We start from the raw sequence: 18556 nt of genomic DNA, 5'->3' as shown, positions 1-18556 counted from the left end.
TGCTTTTTGGGTCCCATGATTTGGGGACTACAAAATGCTCGTTCGCATCATCGCCACTACGTTTATCGCATTGACCGGAATGGCTCTGGCCCTGCAGCCGTCCGCAGCCATTGAAGGCTACCCAGCGGCCAAGTGCGACTTCAACGCCGACAAGTCCAGTATCGCGCTCACCGTATCCAATAGCGGCGCCGGCAATTATGCCTGCACGGCATCCTGCCAATATACGATAGAGGGCGAGCGAGCCCTCCAGACCCTAAGTTGCAACTACAATCTGCCAGGCAACACGGCCGAAAAGATTGCCTGCGATGTGGATGGCAAAGGCCCCAATTATTTCGCCGACATTCGCCCCACCCGCTTCGTCTGCCAGCCGCGCTAGACAACATTGCGTCAAGGCAGCGGACACCTTCCTTTCACCTCTTCCTTCGGGGGAGAGGTCGGCGCGCAGCGCCGGGTGAGGGGGCCTTCTTCGAACCGCCCCACACCCACGATGCCGTCGCCGGCACGGCTAGCGCGTGGCTACCTTCCGCACACGCAAACCATCGTGGCTCCCACCACCCTCCCAGCCTCCCAATCAAGAGGGGAGTCTTTACTCTGGGGGCATTCAAGAATGCGGTGGGGTGAGTCCAGAATGAACACTCCCCATCAAGGGGGAGATGCCGTTCAGTGGATGAAGCCGCCTCACTGCTTGAAGCAGTTCTCCCGATGCCAGTTCAGAAAGGCCGGATGCGGCCGGTCCCGCGCCGCCAGCGGCCCGATCAGCCGCCCAGTCTTGTTGACGAGGCTCTCCACGCCGTCCCGGTCGTTCACCTGGCGCGAGATCAGGATATCCAGATCATCAGATAGCGTGATCAGTCCACGATCAAACATCCAATGGACAGTGCCAGAAAGCGCTATGCCATTGTTGATGATGTCAGGGCCATTATGTTCAACGGGTCGAATATGGGCTGCCGCCACCTCGGCCCGACCACCGCCATTGATGAGTTTGAGCCCCGTCACGGCGCAGCGTTCACCGTAGGCGCGCAGAACGACACGACGAAACACCCGGTCCCGCACCACCCGCGTTGTCATTGCAGTTACGCGCTCACGTTCCTGCTCATAGACAAACGGCGACTGCGACTCATCAAGCTGGAATGGGAGGTCCGCTAAGTCATCGGGCAGTCCAATTCGTGGCAACAATGGCTGGTCTTCGGCCAGTCCGCGCGTCAGGATGCGATCAAAATCCCTCGGCGAGATCGGCCTGACGGCCGCCTGTGCTCGCCCCGAAACCCTGCCCTGTTCATTCAACAATCCGGTTTCGACCAGGCCGTTCCCATCATCGAAGGGAACCGGATTGGGAAACTCCAGATAGCTACCGGGCTCAATCAAAGCCAAGTACATGTTGCTGGCCGTTGGGTCCGGCACGATCTGCGATACGCGAGCGATGGCGTAGTAGCCCTTCGAACCACGAACTTTGACCGGCTCATAGTAGACGATCCAATCGCCGATGCTGGCCGAAGCCCGTGCCAGATACGGCTTCGGGAACTGATATCGTTCCGCTGGACTGTCATCATAGATCGAATCTGCGCGGTGGATAAAAACGCCGAAGCTCATTATCTAAATGCCAATCTCTCTCGAAATGCAGCTCGGTCCTTTGGGAGCGCTGCACTAGCCCGTTTCTTCCTTGCGCGCAGGTTTTCCGAAGTCGGGGTGAGTGGCAAACGCTTTTCCTATCGCGCCCGCGTCCGGCGCATTGGCCGCTAGTTTCAACTTTGCCTCTTCCAGGGCGGCCTCATGTCGAACTTTTAGAGTACGTCGTAGAATGCCCGGGATCTGACCTATTCGCCAAAGAATAAGCGCGGTCGCTCCACCAATTATTGCTTGCCCGCCTCGCGGCAGCACTTCCGAAGATAGATGCGGCACGATATCAAACACCGCTGGAGAAGGTATCGCAAGCGCGACTAGCGCCATGACCGCGATACATACTCCTCCGAAAAGCAGAAAGAGAGCGTCCATCGCTGCTCGAAGTTCCTCATCCAGCCTGTTTATGCTGTAAACTGAGCGACCATTGGGCGTCATGCTGTTAATCAGCAGAGTGATGGTGGGGAGAACGCTCGCGGCAACCAATCCTAGAAATGTCACTAGAACACGCCCGGCATCAGAAGAAATTGTGCCAGGACCTAGCACGCTGCTAGCAGTGGCAGCAGCGAAAATTGCACCTATTTCTAGGGGTCGAAGCGACAATCTATCTTACCTGCTTCTGCCCATTCCCGAAGTGCGTTCACAATCTGTTCCATAGCATCCGCAGGGTCTAAAAGCGAGTTGTTTGTCTGCACGGCCCGTTGCACGGATAGTTTTACGATACCATTTTTCTCACTGCCGTTGCCTCGCAATCCAAGATCGGCAGCGTCGACATTCCGCAGTGCTTCGTTGATGGTGGCACGCGATATTGGTTTTTTGGCGCGCGTCTTCCGTTTGATGAATACCTTGAAGAAGCCTTCGATCCAGCCATCGTCGGGGACTTCCGACCTGAGGCTCTCAACGGCCTCTGCACTCCAACCAAGCGTGCGCAGCACGTCGAACACCGTTGACCCGTGATCTCGAGCTTCAGCGGCCTCCCGCTCCGCAATTCGGACGGCTCCTTCATCGCCGCCTCGATTAGGCTTAGCGGCCACTGTAACCTCGGTCGAAGCGTCAAGTTCCTTTCCGTCGCCAGCCATAAACTTGCCATTGAGGATGATGGCATCGCCGGGCTCTAGTTCGCCGGCCTTTTGCAAAAGTGCGGTGAGATATCGTTCCAATAGACGTCCGCGAACCTGTTGCCCCTCTATTAGACCGACATGGTTGTCTACCACGGCAAAGTACAGCACACCTTTAAGCACCCGTGCCTGATCGGCGACATTTAGGCTTCGGAGAACGTATTCGGCTGTGTCGTCATCGAGCGACTGCATCACAGCATGCACATCAGCGCCGGCCTGCACGTGGATCAACTGGCCGGCGAAGACCGATTTGTCCCATTGATCTGGCGGCAGTAACTTGTTCAGAATAACGGCACTTCCATCCTGATCTAGGTCCAGTATCCTCTGCTTGGCGCTGTCGGCCCATCCCCGCCGACGCAAAACGTCCACGACCATTGGCTTCAACTGAATGCCTTCAAACAAATCTTCAGTCTTCAGCTGCCGATATTGGATCGTTGTCTTTGCCATGCCCGATTCTCCTACCTGTTAATTTGGAAGATACGGGTGAACATCGCTACTCGCCAGTACGAGGTCGCAACCTGGCTTGTGAATCCACGGCATTTGCATCATCCATTGACCAGAGAACCCCAAAAAACTAATCCCCGCCCATCCACCCCGCCTTACCCTCTCCTGTCCGGCATCCCGCCGCATCAGGAGATCTCACCTTGTCCCAGCCCAAAAAACCGCCCCGTGTTACCCATGCCCTGGCTGCGCGCCATGAGGCGCTTTGGTTGCGGCTGACGGCGCTGCATGCCCAGATTGCCGCCGTGGCGGCGCGGCGGGCGCAGGCGCCGGTTTCCGGGCAGACGATCAGTGTGGCCGAGGCGCTGTTGCGTGATGCGCAGGTCTTTCTCGGCTTGGGTGATGTTCTGCCCATGGCGGCGCCGGATCATGGGGGCCTGCTGACCCAGCTCGGCCAGGCGCTGGCCGGGCTCGATGCCTGGGAGGCGGTCAATGCCGAGTGGCGCGGGGAGCTCAATGCCTTTGTCTGGAAAGTGGTGGGCGATCCGGTTCTGCCGGTGCAGCGGCTGCGGCCCAAACTGGTCGCCGCCGCGGCGCCGCATGCCGATCCCGCTTATGCTGCCTATAAGGCCAGAATGGCCGATCTGCGCCAAAACTTGCCAAGCGCATCGAGCAATTCCACAATCGCTAGGCCGAATCGACATTCAGGTTTTGAACTGCCTCCCTCCCGCGCCGGCCGGCGCCTTGGCGCGCCTTCTCGCGCCGCGCGCGAACCGCTATGCTGGCAGGCGACTCGTTCCGGATATTTTGATGACCCAGCTTGCCGATTTCACCCTCCCCCTGCTTGATGGCACGCCCCAGCCGTTTGCCGCCTATGCCGGCCGGCCCGTGCTGATCGTCAATACCGCCAGCAAATGCGGGCTGACCCCGCAATATGAGGGGCTGGAGGCGCTCTATCGGCGCTATAGGGATCAGGGCCTCGTCGTGCTGGGCTTTCCCTGCAACCAGTTCATGGGGCAGGAGCCGGGCACGGCCGAGGAGATCGCCGAATTCTGCTCGCTCACCTATGACGTGAGCTTCCCGCTGTTTGCCAAGCTCGAGGTCAATGGATCAGGCGAAAGCCCGCTCTATACCTGGCTCAAGAGCGAGCATCCCGGCGATATCGAGTGGAACTTCGCCAAATTCCTCATCGGCCGCGACGGCCAGGTCGCCGCGCGCTTCGCGCCCGATGTCCTGCCCGCCGATCTCGTGCCGGAGGTGGAAAAGCAGCTCTAGCTGGCGGCCTGCCTGATCAGCGTGGCGAGCTTGTCCTCGTCGGCTGGCGTCAGCCTGGTGATGGCGAAGGCGGTGGGCCACATCATGCCATCATCGAGCTTGGCGGCCTCGTTGAAGCCGAAGCTGGCATAGCGGCTGTCGAATTTACCGGCGGCGGTGAAAAAGCACACGACCTTGCCCGCGCCATTGGCCCAGGCCGGCATGCCATACCAGGTCTTGGGGGAGAGCTCAGGGGCATTCTCGCGCACCAGCACACGCAGGCGCTCGGCGATGGCGCGGTCGCTGTCATTCATTTCGGCGACCTTGGCCACCAGGTCCGCCTCGCCATCGGCTTTCTTGCCCTTCCTGCGCTCGACCTTGGCGTCCTGCATCGCCTCCAGTTCGGCATCCGAAAAGGTCTTCTTCTTGCTGGTAGCCATGAGCTTTCTCCTTGTTATGGGGTCAATCGATCCGCGCCAGCAGCGCGTCAAGCCGGGCTGTGAACTGCTTCCAGGCCGCCTGCGCGCCTTTGAAGGCCAGGTCCTGATCCGGCCGGAAACCGGTCTGTTCCATGCGCAGCCTGGTGCCCGCCGGCGTCGGCTCCAGCGTGAAGGTCACGACGCTTTCCAGCCCGAAGGCATCCCAGCTATAGGACAGGGTCTTGCGCTCTTCGATCGCCAGCACCTGGCAGTCGATGACCACGCTGACATCGGGCCGGGGCTGGTTGCGCAGGGTGAATTTCCGGCCTTTGACCGGCTCAAAATCGGTCCGCATCAGCCATTCCTCGAGCAGATGCGGCTGGGTCAGCGCGCGCCAGATTTTTTCCGGCGGCGCGGCGAATTCGCGTTCAAGCACGACGGTGCGAATGGGAGGCGTGGTCATTGGTCCATCCTGTCGAGCAGGTTTTCGAGCGCATCAAACCGGCCGTCCCAAAAGCTGGCCATTTCGCTGGTCCAATCGACCAGGGGCGCCAATGCCCCCGGCAGCGCGCGATAATGGGTCTGCCGGCCCGCATGGCGATCGCGCACCAGCCCGGCCTGTTTCAGCACGCCCAGATGCCGCGACACCACCGGCTGCGATACCCCCGCCTTGGCGGTCAGCGCCCCCACGGTGATCTCGCCTTCGCGGCACAAACGCTCAAACAGCGCCCGCCGCGTCGGATCGGCGAGCGTTCTGAAGATCACATCCGGCGCTGGTGTTGGTTGCGACAAATCCATACCTCGTGGGCTATGGGTTTATGTATAGCTGGATAGGTATGAATGAGTCAAGGGATGGTTCGCGGGTGCAGGGAGACCTCACGGTGGGCCTGTCGAACCACGAGGGCGGGTGAGTGAAGGCAGGGTGCCACGGCCTCGTCCTTCGACATGCTCAGGATCAGGTCTACCGGGGGTTTTGCGATGAGGCGGAGAGCCACGATACGCCTCCCCCTTGATGGGAGGGATTGAGGGTGGGGGTCCACGAGCTTTAGCGCAAGAGCCGCAACGACCCCCACCCCGGCCCTCCCCTCTAGGGGGAGGGAGGGCGAGAGCCGATACGTCTAGCTTGCGGATGAAGGCGTTTTAGACAAGCCGGACACTCTCCTCACGGAGAGCTGGATGGCCCCACTACCCCAGGATCACATCGCCCTGCGCATCGAACAAATGAACCCGCGACGGATCCGCATGCACTGTCACCGTCGAGCCCAGTTCCACCTGCCGCTGGCCTTCGAGCACGATGGTCATGGACTGCTTGTCGGCAGTGGTGGCGTAGACCACGGTCTGGCCGCCCAGGCTTTCCACCAGGTCCACCTTGACCTCGGCCAGCTTGACGCCCGAGCCATCGGCCAGGGTGATATGCTCGGGGCGGATGCCCAGCGTGGTTGCGCCAGCCACATTGCGCGGCAGGGCCACGCTATTGCCGGCCGTATTGAGGCCGCTGCCTTCGGCTTTGGCGGCCAAAAAGTTCATCTTGGGCGAGCCGATAAAGCCGGCAACGAACAGGTTGCGCGGATTATTGTACAGCTCGAGCGGGGCGCCGGCCTGCTCGATGACGCCATTGCGCAGCACCACGATCTTGTCGGCCATGGTCATGGCCTCGACCTGATCGTGCGTCACATAGATCATGGTGTTTCCCAGATCATTGTGCAGCTTGGCGATCTCGACGCGCATCTGCACGCGCAGTTCGGCATCGAGATTGGACAGCGGTTCATCGAACAGGAAGATCTTGGGCTCGCGCACGATGGCGCGGCCGATGGCGACGCGCTGGCGCTGGCCACCCGAAAGCTGCTTGGGTTTGCGCTGGAGCAGCGGCACGATCTGCAGGATTTCGGCGGCGCGCTGCACCCGTTCCTTGATCTCGGCCTTGGGGGTCTTGGCGGTTTCCAGGCCAAAAGCCAGGTTCTGGTAGACATTCATATGCGGGTAAAGCGCATAGGATTGGAACACCATGGCGATGCCGCGCTTGGCGGCCGGCACTTCGTTCATGCGCTGGCCGTCGATCAACAGGTCTCCCCCGGTGATCGGCTCGAGGCCGGCGATCATGCGCAGCAGGGTGGATTTACCGCAGCCGGACGGACCGACAAACACGGTGAAGTCACCCGGATTGATGGTCAGGTCGATGCCGTGGATCACCTCGATATCGCCATAGGCTTTGACGAGTTTGCGCAGCTCGATATTTGTCGACATGGATTGTCTCCTCAGGCGGCGCGGAACTGGGGCGGAACCCAGCTCTGGTAACGCGGATGGTCGGACGCGATGGGCAGGGCCACATCTTCGTGGGTGGTCGAGGAATGGTAGAAGGCGGTGACGAGCTCGAGTGCCCGGCGCGAATCCGCCGAGGTCACCGGCATCGGCGCCTCGTCCAGCAGCGCCGCGTGGAAGCGAGCCATCTGCGTTTCAAAGCGCGAGGGCACATGCTGCCAGTCCTTGAGCAGGGCCTCGATTTTCGCCGCCGTCTCGGGATTGCGCGGCTGGATGCGCCACGGCTTGGCCCCGGGATTATAGGCCTCGTAATCGCTTTCGAAGGTGACATTCTCGAAGGTGAGGAACAGGCGGGTAATTTCCTCGGCCGCGCCAAGCGTGGCGGTAAAGCTGCCCAAAGCGCCGTTTTCCAGCTCGAGGCTGGCGGTGACGCAGTCTTCCACTTCAATGGCATTGACGCGGGTGGCGACCCGGCCAAACAGGCGCTTCACGTCGCCCATGAGATAGGTGAACAGGTCATGCTGGTGGATGGCGTGGGTCATCAGCACGCCGCCCAATTCCGTGGCCCATTTGCCGCGCCAGGGCACTTCATAATAATCGGGGCCGCGGCGCCACATGGTTTCCACCGTGCCGACAAAGGGCTTGCCGGCAATCCCGGCATCGATAATGGCCTTGGCCTGCTCGATGCCATCGCCGAAGCGATATTGGAACACAGGCATCAGCTTGCCCTTGGAGATTTTCTCCTGGGCAATCACTTCATCGACCTGGGCGAGCGAGCCGACCAGCGGCTTTTCGCAGATCACATGCTTGCCGGCCTTCAGCGCCGCCATGACCATGGGATAGTGCAGGCCGGGCGGGGTGCAGATATCGATAATGTCGATATCGTCCATGGCCAGGATGTCGTCAAAATCGGTGATGCGGCGCTCGACGTTGAATTCATCGGCGATGGGCGTCATGCGCTCGACATTGAGATCGCAGAGGGCCAGCACCTTGTATTTGTCCGCATTGGGCACATAGCCCTCGACCAGATGACTGCGGCCAATGCCGACGCCGACAATGGCGACGTTGAAAACCCGGCTCATTGTGCCCACTCCGTGCCGCGCTCGGCCAATTGCTGGGCGGTCAGTGCCAGTTTCATGGCGTTGAAGCACCGCTCCTGCGGCATGGCGGTTTCAGTCCGGTTGCGCACGTCGTCGAGGAATTGCCGGCCGAAGGGGAGATCCGTGCTCGAGCAATCGATATGGCGGGGGCCATCCTTGTTGACGATAAACAGGTGATCGGTGCCCGGGCGGCCAGCAATGTCGATATATTTGCGCAGCTCGATATAGCCTTCGGTGCCCAGAATCGTCAGGCGCCCGTCGCCCCAGGTGGGCAGGCCCTCGGGGGTGAACCAGTCGACGCGGATATAGCCCGACGTGCCATCGGCCTTGAGGTGCACATCGCCCACATCCTGGAGGCCCGGCTTGTCGGGGTGGCCGCGATTGGCGACGCTGGCCGAGACCACTTCGGCGTCCATGGCGTCCGAGAAGAACAGGAATTGTTCGAACTGGTGGCTGGCAATATCGGTCAGGATGCCGCCATAGCGATTGCGGGTGAAGAACCATTCCGGCCGGTTGTTGAGGCGCAGCGAGTGCGGCCCCATGCCGATAGTATTGATCACCTTGCCGATGGCGCCCTGTGCCACCAGATTGCCCGCTTCGACCGTGGCCTTGACCTCGAAATGCTCGGAATAGAGCACGCTATAGATGCGGCCGGTTTCCTTCTGCACCTGTTTGATTTCTTCGAGCTGGGCAAAGGTGGTCATGCCGGGCTTGTCGGAGAGTACATCCTTGCCGGCCCGCATGGCGGCCAGGGAGATGGCGGCGCGGTCGGCGGGAATGGCGGCCGTGGTGATCACGGCGATCGAAGCATCCTCAAGGATTTCCTTGGGGTCGGCAACGCGCCGCGCCTCGGGGAATTTTTCCGAGAAGGTGGCAGCCAGATCGTCTTCCACCGCATGGAAGGCCACGAAGAGGCCCCCCGCGCGCTTGAGGCATTCCACCTGGCCGTAGATATGGGCGTGATTGATGCCGATGGCGGCAAATTTGATGTCAGTCATGAGCCTAGCGTTTCATACCGGTGGTGGCGATGCCTTCAATGAGCAAGCGCTGGAAGAAGAGGAAGAACAGGAAGATCGGCACAAGGGAGAGCGCCGACATGGCGAACAGCCCGCCATAATCGCTTTCCCCGGTCGAGTCGGTGAAGGTGCGCAGGCCCAGCATGACCGTATATTGGCGCATTTCGCCCAGATAGATCAGCGGCCCGAAGAAATCGTCCCAGGTCCAGATGAAGGTGAAGATGGCGGCGGTCGCCAGCACGGGCATGGAGAGCGGAATGATGATGCGCCAATAGATGCGCCAGGGCGAGCAGCCATCCATTTGCGCCGCCTCGTCCAACTCCTTGGGCAGGCCGCGGAAGAACTGCACCATGAGGAAGATGAAGAAGCCGTCAGCGGCGAGGAATTTGGGCACGACCAAAGGCAGGAAGGTATTGACCCAGCCGAGCTGGCGGAACAGCACATATTGGGGAATGAGCGTCACCTGATAGGGCAGCATCAGGGTCATCAGCATCATGGCGAACCAGAAGTTCTTGTACTTGAAATTCAGTCGCGCGAAGGCGAAAGCCGCCATGGAACAGGCCAGCACATTGCCGATCACCGACAGGCCCGAAATGATGAAGCTGTTGAGATAGAAGGTGCCAAAGCCGGTGCGCAACCCATTCCAGCCGCGGAAATAGGCATCCAGACTCCACGAGGAGGGCCAGATGCTGGCCGAGGTGAAGATCTCGTTTTCTGGCCGGAACGAGGCGGCCAGCAGCCAGAGCAGCGGATAGAGCATCAGGATGGATGCGCCGATCAGCAGCACATGGACGATGATCGAGGTGGTGCGGCGACGGAGCGGCGAGGGCATGCCCTCGGTCACCACGGTCAATTTGGCGGGGGCATTAATCGTCATAGTGCACCCAGTATTTGGAGGTGAGGAAGGAGAACGCCGTGAACAACCCGACCAGTGCCAGCAATACCCAGGCCAGAGCCGAAGCATAGCCCATGCGGAAGAAGCCGAAGGCCTCCTGGTAGAGATAGAGCGTGTAGAACAGCGTCGAATTGATCGGATTGCCGGTGCCGCCCGAAATGATGAAGGCGGGGGTGAAGCTCTTGAACGCCTCGATGGTCTGGATGATAGCGTTGAAGAACACGACCGGGGTCAGCAGCGGCAGCGTGATCTTGACGAATTGCCGCCATTTGCTGGCACCATCGAGGCTGGCCGCTTCATACATATCCTGCGGAATCTGGCGGAGCCCAGCCAGGAAAATGATCATCGGCGAACCGAACTGCCAGATGGATAGGATAATCAGCGTCCATAGCGAATAATTGGGATTGGAAATCCAGCTCGGGCCAATGATGCCGAACAGGGCGAGGAGCTTGTTGACCAGTCCGTCCCCGGCAAAGATCTGCCGCCACAGGATGGCGATGGCCACCGAAGCCCCGAGCAGGCTGGGCAGATAGAACAGCGCCCGATACATGGGCAGCCCCTTGATGCCGCGATTGAGCAGCATGGCCACGGCCAAGGCGAAGGCCAGCTTGAGCGGCACCGAGAAAATCACGAAGAACAGCGTTACCCGCATCGAGGCCGAGAATTTCGGATCGGCGGTGAACATGCGGACATAATTGCTGGCGCCCACCCATTGGGGCGCCTGCAACAGGTCGAAATTGGTGAAGCTGAGATAGAAGGAGGTGATCATCGGCCCGATGGTCAGGCCGAAAAAGCCGATGAACCAGGGCAGGAGGAACAGATAGCCCGGCGCATCATTCTGCCAGATGCGCGACCAGACCGAGGGGCGTTGCGCCTGCTCGATCGGTGTGGCGATGGTTGAGTGAACCGTCATGATCAGGCTGCCCGCGCGAGGGTGGCGACGACTTCGTCGAAAAAGGCGGGGCCGGCGTCTTCAGGCGATTGCATGCCGAAACCCACTTCCTGGCTCTTGGTCTTGAGCGCCACTTCGATTTCCCCGGCCGCGGCCGGCGGGGTCGGCGGCACGGGGCCGGCAATGGCGCCCAATTGGTCGATATAGCGTACCGCCTGCTGGCTGCGTTCGTCCAGCGATGGCGCTAAAGCCGCCCGCATGGCCGATGACGCCGGCACGCCGCGCTCGACGCCGAGTAGCGCTGCCGCCTCGGGTGAATTGACGAAGAAATTGATGAATTCCACCGCCTGTTCGGGCGCGGCCGAGCCGGCTGAAATGGCGAAATATTGCGAGGAATTGCGATAATGCCCGCCGGTCGAGCCAGCCTTGGTCGCCGGATAGATGGCGATCCCCAGCGGATCGGGCACCAGCGTCTGATAGGCGACGAGCTGGTTGGAGGTGGTGAAATTCATCGCCGCCTTGCCGCGCACCAAAGGCGAGGTTTCGAGCTTGCCCACATCGATGGCCTGCTCGTCGGGGCTGACAATGGCGCGCGCCTGGCGCAACTCGGCCCAGAGCTTGAACCAGGCGGTCACGTCTTCGGCGGCAAAGGCGGGCTGGCCTTCGGCGGTATAGAGCGCCTTGCCCTGCTGGCGCAGCCAGTTCTCGAACAGCAACTCGACGCCGCTGCCATCGGGCGCCAAAGCCATGGCTCCGCCCGTGCTGTCGGCAAAGGCCGCGCCCTTGGTCAGCAGATCATCATAGGTCCAGCCCATGGGATCGATCTCGATGCCGGCATCGGCCAGCGCCTTGGTATTGTAGACGGCGGCGCCCGCAGCAACGCCCAGGCTGATGCCGATCAGCTTGCCGTCAATGGTACCGTTCTGCAGCTGGTCCGCGTCGATCGAGGCGATATCGAGCCCGGCGCCGACATATTGGTCGAGCGGGGCCAAGGTGCCGCGACGGGCATATTCCCCGATATAGCGGTAATCCATCTGCATGATATCGGGCGCATTGCCGCCCGCGGTCTGGGTGGCCAGTTTAGGCCAATAATCGGCCCAGCCCAGAAATTCGCCCTCGATGGCAAGGCCGGGATGGGTGCCGGTATAAAGATCGGTCACCCCATAGGTGCGGTCGGCGCGGGCCTGCCCGCCCCAGAATATCAGCCGGAGCCTGGTATCCTGGGCGAAGGCGGGCAACCCACCCAGACCACTTGCCGCCACAAGGGCCGAACCGGCCAAGAGAAATTGCCGTCTGCTGGCGACCGATACCATGATGAAACTCCATAGGCTTATAAAAATGCCGCGCGCCAAAAGGGCGCGCGGCGAAACCGGTTATCAGGACCGGCTGAGAATGGCGTTGGCGCCGCTGATCAGTTCGGGACCAGCCTGCTCGGGCGTCTTGGCGCCAAAGCCGACTTCCTGGCCCAGGGTACGGATCAGGGAGGCGTCGATTTCACCAGCCGAAGCTGGCGGAGGTGGCGGCAGAGGCCCGAGCAGATCGCCCAGATTGGCCACGAAGTTCAGCGCCAGCTGGTTCTGCTCGTCCAGGGTCGGCGCCACCACATCGCGGGTTGCCGCGATGCAGGGAATGCCGCGTTCGACGCCCAGCAGCTTGGCGGCTTCCGGATCATTGACGAAATAGCTGAGGAAGGCAGCGGCGCCTTCCTTGTTGGCCGAAGCGCCGGCAACCGAGAAGAACATGGACGGCTTGCGGTAGTGACCGCCACCGACGCCGGCCGCGATACGCGGATAGCCGATCATGCCGAGCTTGTCCTGCATGATGGCCTGGTAGCCGACCAGCTGGTTGGAGTTGGACGGCATGATGGCCGCCTTGCCCATGACCAGCATGGTGGTTTCCACTGCGCCCGTATCGATGGCCTGGTTTTCTGCGGTGACGCAGACACCGGCATCGCGCAGCTTGTTCCACAGCGTATACCATTCCACGGCATCGGCCTCGTCGAAGCCTAGCTTGCCATCGGCGGTATAGAGCGCCTTGCCGCGCTGACGCAGCCAATTGTCGAGCATGGGTTCGGAATAGGAGCCGTCGGCGATCACCTTCATGCCGCCACGGATATTGGCCGAGTTGAAGGCCTCGCCGAGCGTCATCAGATCGTCATAGGTCCAGGCATTGGTCGGCACTTCTACGCCGGCTTCCTCGAAGGCTGCGGTATTGACCAGAGCTGCCACCGAATTGGCGCCCAGCGAAATGCCGTAGAGCTTGCCATCGACCTTGCCGCCTTCGAGCTGGTCTTGGTCAAAACCGTCCAGCTTGAGTGCGCCGCCGACAAATTCGTCAAGCGGGGCAATGGCATTGCGCTTGGCATATTCGACGATGTAGCGGTAATCCATCTGGATCACGTCGGGCGCGTTGCCGCCCGCGGTCTGGGTGGCCAGCTTGGGCCAGTAATCGTTCCAGGCCAGGAATTCGCCTTCAATCGTGGTGCCGGGATTGGCCGCCTCATAAAGGTCGGTCACCCCATAGGTGCGGTCGGCGCGGGCCTGGCCGCCCCAGAAGGTCAGGCGCAGATTGGCGGCCTGGGCCCAGGCCGGCATTACGCCGGCGGCGCCAGCGGCGACCAGCGCGGAACTGCCGAGCAGAAACTGCCGTCTGTCGAATCGAAGTGTCATGTTCTTTCCTCCCATGATGCAGATAACGCCCGTCCTGCGGGCGAAACGTCGCTAGCGACCTCCCCGTCGCTAAATAACCAACTAGTTACAACACTGTGTCAGTCTCGGTCCGAAGTCAAGTCACACCGCGCCGTTCTTGTATGGAAGAATAAAGCGGATGAAAGGTCAAGGAAATAGCGCATTTGCGCAATGTTTCGTGAGGCGGCTGCCGCCGCTACAGCAAATAATTTGCGGGAATTTGCGGCCGTCTGGTGTCAGCTGGGTTGGGTGCGCAGATAGTCGAGCACCATCTGCACGGCCTGCGCCTCGCGCTCCTGCAGCATGGCCACCCCACCCAGGTCGCGGGCGAAGATCACCGAGAGCGTCGCCATGTTGGACACGTAGAAAAAACCCAAAGCTGCGATGGAGATATAGAGCTGCACCGCATCCACGTCACGGCGGAAAATCCCCGCCTCGGCGCCACGCTGCAGGATGGTGGTGATCTGCCCGACGAGCGGAGAATGCAGTGCCTGGATATCGGGCAAGGTTTTGAGAAACCTGGCATTCTCGATATTTTCCGTGCCCAGCAGGCGCGGAAACCAGGGATTGGCAAGGAAATGGCGGAAGGTGAAGCGCACCAGCCGGTCCATGGCGTCGACCGGGCCGAATTGATCCAGGCTCAGCGCCCGTTCGCCGCGCCGGATCTCCTGATAGGCGTCGAGCAGCACCGCCCGGTAGAGATCTTCCTTGTTGCCGAAATAATGATAGAGCAGCCGCTTATTGGCCCCGGCGCGCTCGGCAATGGCATCCACCCGGGCGCCCTCGAAGCCGCGCTCGGCAAATTCGGCACGCCCCGCGACCAGGATGTCGGCCTTGGTCTTGCTCGAATTGCGCGTCCGCTTGGCTGGCGGCGCCGGCTGTGTCAGCCGCTGATCCATGGAGCCTCGCTGTGTGAACGGGCCGGTTACCCCGGCTTGCCTTGAACTCTTCAGATAGCAGCGCCAGCCCTTGGGGTAAAGGCCGGGCCCAGCAGCCCGCACCGCGATACGCCCCCGCAATCGCACAATGCCATCTTGACGGCAGGCCGGCACCGCGTGTACCTAAGTAACTAAACAGTTACACAGAATGCCTGATTGGGAGGATTTTCGGATGGCGGAACAACGGCTTGGGCTGATCATGCATGGCGTGACCGGCCGCATGGGTTACAATCAGCACCTGGTGCGCTCGATCCTGGCCATTCGCGACCAGGGCGGTATTGCGCTCTCCAATGGCGACCGGCTGATCGTTGACCCCATCATCGTCGGCCGCGATGCCGACAAGATCGAGCGGCTGGCCAGGAAGCACAATATTGCCCGCTGGAGTTCCGATCTCGACGCGGCCCTGGCCAATCCCGATGACACAGTCTTCTTCGATGCCGGCACCACGCTGATGCGCGCCAGCCTGATCGAAAAGGCATTGGCTGCCGGCAAGCATGTCTATTGCGAAAAGCCGACCAGCGATTCCCTCGAGATTGCCGTCAACCTCGCCAAAACCGCCCGCGCCTCGGGCCTCAAGCATGGCGTGGTGCAGGACAAGCTGTTCCTGCCAGGCCTGATGAAGCTCAAGATGCTGCGCGACTCCGGCTTCTTTGGCGACATTCTCTCCGTGCGCGGCGAGTTTGGTTATTGGGTGTTCGAGGGCGATTGGCAGCCCGCCCAGCGCCCCTCCTGGAACTATCGCAAGGCCGATGGCGGCGGCATCATTCTCGATATGCTGTGCCACTGGCGCTATGTGCTCGATAACCTGTTCGGCGAGGTCAAGGCCGTCTCGTGCCTGGGCGCCACGCATATTCCCGAGCGCGTCGACGAGAAGGGCAACCGCTACAAGGCCGATACCGATGACGCGGCCTATGCCACGTTCGAGCTGGAAGGCGGGGTGATCGCCCAGATCAATTCGAGCTGGACGACCCGCGTTCGCCGCGATGATCTGGTGACCTTCCATGTCGATGGCACCCACGGTTCAGCCGTTGCAGGGCTGCACAAATGCTGGAGCCAGCATCGCGTCAACACGCCCAAGCCGGTATGGAATCCCGACCAGCCCCAGACCATGAACTTCTTCAACGATTGGGAAGAAGTGCCGGACAATTGGCCGGCCCAGAATGGCTTCAAGGCGCAGTGGGAAATGTTCTTGAAGCACGTCGCCGAAGACGCGCCATGGGAATATGGCCTCGAAGCCGGAGCCAAGGGCGTGCAACTGGCCGAACTCGGCCTCAAAAGCTGGGCCGAACGCCGCTGGCTCGACGTGCCGAAGCTGGATTTCTAGGAGGGGCCAAAGGCCCCCTCACCCGGCCCCTCACAACCTCGATGTCATTCCGGCGCAGGCCGGAATCCATGCTGAAGACCTTCAGCGACATCGAATGCTGGGAGGGAACACAGCATGGACCCCGGCCTGCGCCGGGGTGACACCGCGTTTGTTGAGGCTTTGAGGAAAAATGACCAGCATCAACCTGCCCAATCCAGACCGCTCCATCACGCCCTACACTCTCACCGGGGAGCCCATCCCCTTTGTCCGCCACAAGGCCACTGATTTCCCGCGCATCGCTTACGCCGCCGCCCATGTGGTGGCCGATCCGCTGGCCAATAACGATCCATGGCTCACACCCGCCATCGATTGGGACACGACCCTCAAATTCCGCCATCGCCTTTGGGACCTCGGGCTCGGCGTTGCCGAAGCCATGGATACCGCCCAGCGCGGCATGGGCCTGGGCTGGGCCGAGGCGCAGGAATTGATCCGCCGCGCTCAGGCCGAGGCCCGTACGCGCGACGATAGCCTGATCGCCTATGGCGCAGGCACCGACCACCTGGCCCCCGGCCCCGATGTCAGCATCGACACCATCATCAAGGCCTATGAAGAACAGGTCGGCTTTGTCGAAGGCGAAGGCGGACAGATCATCCTGATGGCATCACGTGCGCTGGCTGCGTCGGCCAAGTCGCCCGACGATTACGCCAAGGTCTATGGCCGCATCCTCAGCCAGGTCAAGCAACCCGTCATCATGCATTGGCTGGGCGAAATGTTCGATCCGGCGCTGGCCGGCTATTGGGGCAAGGGCAGCCATGAAGAGGCCATGGATGTCTGCCTCGACGTGATTGCCGCTCATGCCGACAAGGTCGATGGCATCAAGATTTCCCTGCTCTCGGCGGAAAAGGAAATCGACATGCGCCGCCGCCTGCCCGCTTCGGTCAAGATGTATACCGGGGACGATTTCAACTATGCCGAACTGATCGCCGGCGACGATGCTGGCTATTCCCACGCCCTGCTCGGCATTTTCGACGCCATCGCCCCGGCCGCCTCGGCGGGCCTGGCCGCCTTGGGCCGTGGCAATACCAATGAATTCTTCGACCTGCTCGAACCCACCGTGCCGCTCAGCCGGCATATCTTTGCAGCCCCCACCCGGTTCTACAAAACCGGCGTGGTCTTCCTCGCCTATCTCAATGGGCTGCAGAACCATTTCCAGATGATCGGCGGGCAGCAATCAACCCGCTCGGTGCAGCATCTCGCGCAGCTGTTCCGCCTCGCCGACAAGGCGCGGGTTTTGAGTGACCCTGAATTGGCGGTTTCACGCATGAAAGCGGTTCTCAACGTCAACAGTGTGTTAGCGTAATGACCCAGCGTGCTATCTCTTTGAACCTGGCCACTACCCGTCAGGTCTGGGGCTTCAAGGAAGCCGTGGACGGGTGCCTCAAGGCCGGAATCACCGCCATTTCCCCCTGGCGCGACCAGATCGCCGCCATTGGCCTGGACGAAGCCGCCCGCATTGTGCGCGACAACAAGATCCAGGTCACCGGCGTCTGCCGCGGCGGCATGTTCCCGGCCGAAAGTGCTGCCGGACGGCAGGCCAATATCGACGATAATTTGCGGGCGATCGATGAAGCAGCCGCGCTCAATGCCGATTGCCTCGTGCTGGTCGTCGGCGGATTACCGGGGAGTTCCAAGGACTTAACGGGCGCGCGGCAAATGGTCAGCGACGGCATCGCCGCCATGCTGCCCCATGCCAAGGCCTCGGGCGTCAGAATTGCCATTGAGCCGCTGCACCCCATGTATGCCGCCGACCGCGCCTGCGTGAACACGATCGATCAGGCGCTCGATATCTGCGAAACGCTGGGCGAAACCGTCGGCGTCGCCATCGACGTCTACCACGTCTGGTGGGACCCAAGGCTGGCCCAGGCCATCGCCCGCGCCGGCCGCATGAACCGGATTTTCGCCCACCATATCTGCGATTGGCTGGTGCCCACCAAGGACATGCTGCTCGATCGCGGCATGATGGGCGACGGCGTCATCGACCTGCCTGGCATCCGCCAAATGATTGAAGATGCCGGGTTTTTCGGGCCGCAGGAAGTGGAAATCTTCTCCGCCGACAATTGGTGGAAACGCCCCGGCGACGAGGTTCTCGCCGTGATCAAGGACCGCGTCGCTACGGTCTGCTAGACCCGGTTATAGGCCAGCGTCTGGCACAAAATGCCGGCGCGGCAGCCCTGGATTTCGATCGTATCGGGGCCGGTCTGGGTAATGGTGGCATCGGCTGTCAGCCCGCCGGCGCTCAGCGAACCCTTCCATTCATTGGGAGCGGTTTGCTGGGCCTGCATCACCTGCTTGCCGACAAAGGCCAGGTTTTCCTCGGTGGCCGATTCACCCTCGAGATTGGTCAGCACACCGCAAAGGTCGGTACCGCTGTCGCCGCAAAGGGTGAAGCTGAACGAGGTGCCGTATTCATCAACGAAATCGCCGCTCGGATCGGCGGCAAGGGCTGCCTCACCCTCGGCGGGCGCTGCATCCTGGGCGAAAGCGGGGATGGAGCTGGCCAAGAGCAGGCCGGCGACAAGGCTAGTATTTAGAAATTGCATGGGTTTGCTCCATTCAC

General features: G+C 61.3%; 21 protein-coding genes. 6 read left to right on the top strand and 15 right to left on the bottom strand.

Annotated elements, in window-relative coordinates; translation table 11 throughout:
• Positions 1-34: 34 nt before the first annotated feature.
• On the top strand, positions 35-376 hold the full coding sequence (locus FF80_RS08850; RefSeq protein ID WP_035099350.1) for a hypothetical protein: 342 nt from the start codon (positions 35-37) through the stop codon (positions 374-376).
• 302 nt (positions 377-678) lie between these two features.
• Here FF80_RS08850 and FF80_RS08845 read toward each other — a convergent pair whose 3' ends face one another.
• The 3 genes from FF80_RS08845 to FF80_RS08835 all read right to left on the bottom strand — a co-directional run bounded on the left by FF80_RS08845 (position 679) and on the right by FF80_RS08835 (position 3182).
• Positions 679-1590: an HNH endonuclease gene (locus FF80_RS08845; RefSeq protein WP_035099348.1), complete on the bottom strand. Its 912-nt coding sequence runs from the start codon at positions 1588-1590 to the stop codon at positions 679-681.
• A gap of 54 nt (positions 1591-1644) precedes the next feature.
• Positions 1645-2118 (bottom strand): hypothetical protein, encoded by a 474-nt coding sequence (locus FF80_RS08840; RefSeq protein WP_152558310.1) that lies wholly within the window; start codon positions 2116-2118, stop codon positions 1645-1647.
• Positions 2119-2201: 83 nt separating this feature from the next.
• On the bottom strand, positions 2202-3182 hold the full coding sequence (locus FF80_RS08835; protein ID WP_035099345.1) for a hypothetical protein: 981 nt from the start codon (positions 3180-3182) through the stop codon (positions 2202-2204).
• Between the two features lie 263 nt (positions 3183-3445).
• Here FF80_RS08835 and FF80_RS08830 point away from each other — a divergent pair, with 263 nt between their 5' ends.
• On the top strand, positions 3446-4024 hold the full coding sequence (locus FF80_RS08830) for a hypothetical protein (protein ID WP_152558309.1): 579 nt from the start codon (positions 3446-3448) through the stop codon (positions 4022-4024).
• Positions 3987-4451 carry a glutathione peroxidase gene (locus FF80_RS08825; protein ID WP_035099342.1) on the top strand — a complete coding sequence of 155 codons (465 nt, stop codon included), beginning with the start codon at positions 3987-3989 and terminating at the stop codon, positions 4449-4451. Before FF80_RS08830 ends, FF80_RS08825 begins: the two co-directional genes overlap by 38 nt.
• On the opposite strand, the gene FF80_RS08820 is transcribed toward FF80_RS08825, so the two are convergent.
• The 11 genes from FF80_RS08820 to FF80_RS08770 all read right to left on the bottom strand — a co-directional run bounded on the left by FF80_RS08820 (position 4448) and on the right by FF80_RS08770 (position 14597).
• Positions 4448-4870: a DUF1801 domain-containing protein gene (locus FF80_RS08820; protein WP_035099340.1), complete on the bottom strand. Its 423-nt coding sequence runs from the start codon at positions 4868-4870 to the stop codon at positions 4448-4450. The two genes, FF80_RS08825 and FF80_RS08820, sit on opposite strands and share 4 nt — an antisense overlap.
• Positions 4871-4892: 22 nt before the next feature.
• The gene (locus tag FF80_RS08815) at positions 4893-5312 is read right to left on the bottom strand and encodes an SRPBCC domain-containing protein (protein ID WP_035099339.1); all 420 of its coding nucleotides are present in this window, start codon (positions 5310-5312) and stop codon (positions 4893-4895) included.
• Entirely contained in the window at positions 5309-5647 is a 339-nt protein-coding gene (locus tag FF80_RS08810) for a metalloregulator ArsR/SmtB family transcription factor (protein WP_035099337.1), read from the bottom strand. Before FF80_RS08810 ends, FF80_RS08815 begins: the two co-directional genes overlap by 4 nt.
• 387 nt (positions 5648-6034) lie before the next feature.
• Positions 6035-7093: a sn-glycerol-3-phosphate ABC transporter ATP-binding protein UgpC gene (gene ugpC, locus FF80_RS08805; RefSeq protein WP_035099333.1), complete on the bottom strand. Its 1059-nt coding sequence runs from the start codon at positions 7091-7093 to the stop codon at positions 6035-6037.
• Between the two features lie 11 nt (positions 7094-7104).
• Positions 7105-8190 carry a Gfo/Idh/MocA family oxidoreductase gene (locus FF80_RS08800; RefSeq protein ID WP_035099331.1) on the bottom strand — a complete coding sequence of 362 codons (1086 nt, stop codon included), beginning with the start codon at positions 8188-8190 and terminating at the stop codon, positions 7105-7107.
• A complete protein-coding gene (locus tag FF80_RS08795; RefSeq protein WP_035099330.1) occupies positions 8187-9206 on the bottom strand; it encodes a Gfo/Idh/MocA family oxidoreductase in 1020 nt (339 codons plus the stop codon). The genes FF80_RS08800 and FF80_RS08795 overlap by 4 nt, the downstream gene beginning before the upstream one ends.
• A gap of 4 nt (positions 9207-9210) precedes the next feature.
• Positions 9211-10056, bottom strand: coding sequence for a carbohydrate ABC transporter permease (locus FF80_RS08790; RefSeq protein WP_152558318.1), 846 nt, complete (start codon positions 10054-10056; stop codon positions 9211-9213).
• A 34-nt stretch (positions 10057-10090) separates the two neighbouring features.
• A complete protein-coding gene (locus FF80_RS08785) occupies positions 10091-11032 on the bottom strand; it encodes a sugar ABC transporter permease (RefSeq protein WP_052153328.1) in 942 nt (313 codons plus the stop codon).
• 2 nt (positions 11033-11034) lie between these two features.
• Positions 11035-12324 (bottom strand): extracellular solute-binding protein, encoded by a 1290-nt coding sequence (locus tag FF80_RS08780; RefSeq protein ID WP_035099324.1) that lies wholly within the window; start codon positions 12322-12324, stop codon positions 11035-11037.
• Positions 12325-12387: 63 nt separating this feature from the next.
• Positions 12388-13680, bottom strand: a complete 1293-nt coding sequence (locus tag FF80_RS08775) for an extracellular solute-binding protein (protein ID WP_035099322.1) — start codon at positions 13678-13680, stop codon at positions 12388-12390.
• Positions 13681-13934: 254 nt separating this feature from the next.
• Complete coding sequence (locus FF80_RS08770; RefSeq protein WP_035099320.1) at positions 13935-14597, bottom strand: TetR/AcrR family transcriptional regulator; 663 nt, start codon at positions 14595-14597, stop codon at positions 13935-13937.
• 211 nt (positions 14598-14808) lie between these two features.
• On the opposite strand from FF80_RS08770, the gene FF80_RS08765 reads away from it, so the two are divergent.
• The 3 genes from FF80_RS08765 to FF80_RS08755 all read left to right on the top strand — a co-directional run bounded on the left by FF80_RS08765 (position 14809) and on the right by FF80_RS08755 (position 18123).
• Complete coding sequence (locus FF80_RS08765; RefSeq protein WP_035099319.1) at positions 14809-15960, top strand: Gfo/Idh/MocA family oxidoreductase; 1152 nt, start codon at positions 14809-14811, stop codon at positions 15958-15960.
• A gap of 169 nt (positions 15961-16129) precedes the next feature.
• Positions 16130-17299, top strand: a complete 1170-nt coding sequence (locus FF80_RS08760; RefSeq protein WP_035099317.1) for a dihydrodipicolinate synthase family protein — start codon at positions 16130-16132, stop codon at positions 17297-17299.
• Positions 17299-18123 carry a sugar phosphate isomerase/epimerase family protein gene (locus FF80_RS08755; RefSeq protein ID WP_035099315.1) on the top strand — a complete coding sequence of 275 codons (825 nt, stop codon included), beginning with the start codon at positions 17299-17301 and terminating at the stop codon, positions 18121-18123. Before FF80_RS08760 ends, FF80_RS08755 begins: the two co-directional genes overlap by 1 nt.
• Here the strand turns inward: FF80_RS08755 and FF80_RS08750 are convergent.
• Positions 18120-18539: a hypothetical protein gene (locus FF80_RS08750; RefSeq protein WP_035099314.1), complete on the bottom strand. Its 420-nt coding sequence runs from the start codon at positions 18537-18539 to the stop codon at positions 18120-18122. The two genes, FF80_RS08755 and FF80_RS08750, sit on opposite strands and share 4 nt — an antisense overlap.
• Positions 18540-18556: the final 17 nt, after the last annotated feature.

Origin of the sequence: Devosia sp. LC5 (assembly GCF_000735585.1) — a bacterium.
GTDB lineage: Bacteria > Pseudomonadota > Alphaproteobacteria > Rhizobiales > Devosiaceae > Devosia.
The sequence above is the reverse complement of the archived record's forward strand: the minus strand, read 5'-3'. Positions and strand labels throughout refer to the sequence as shown.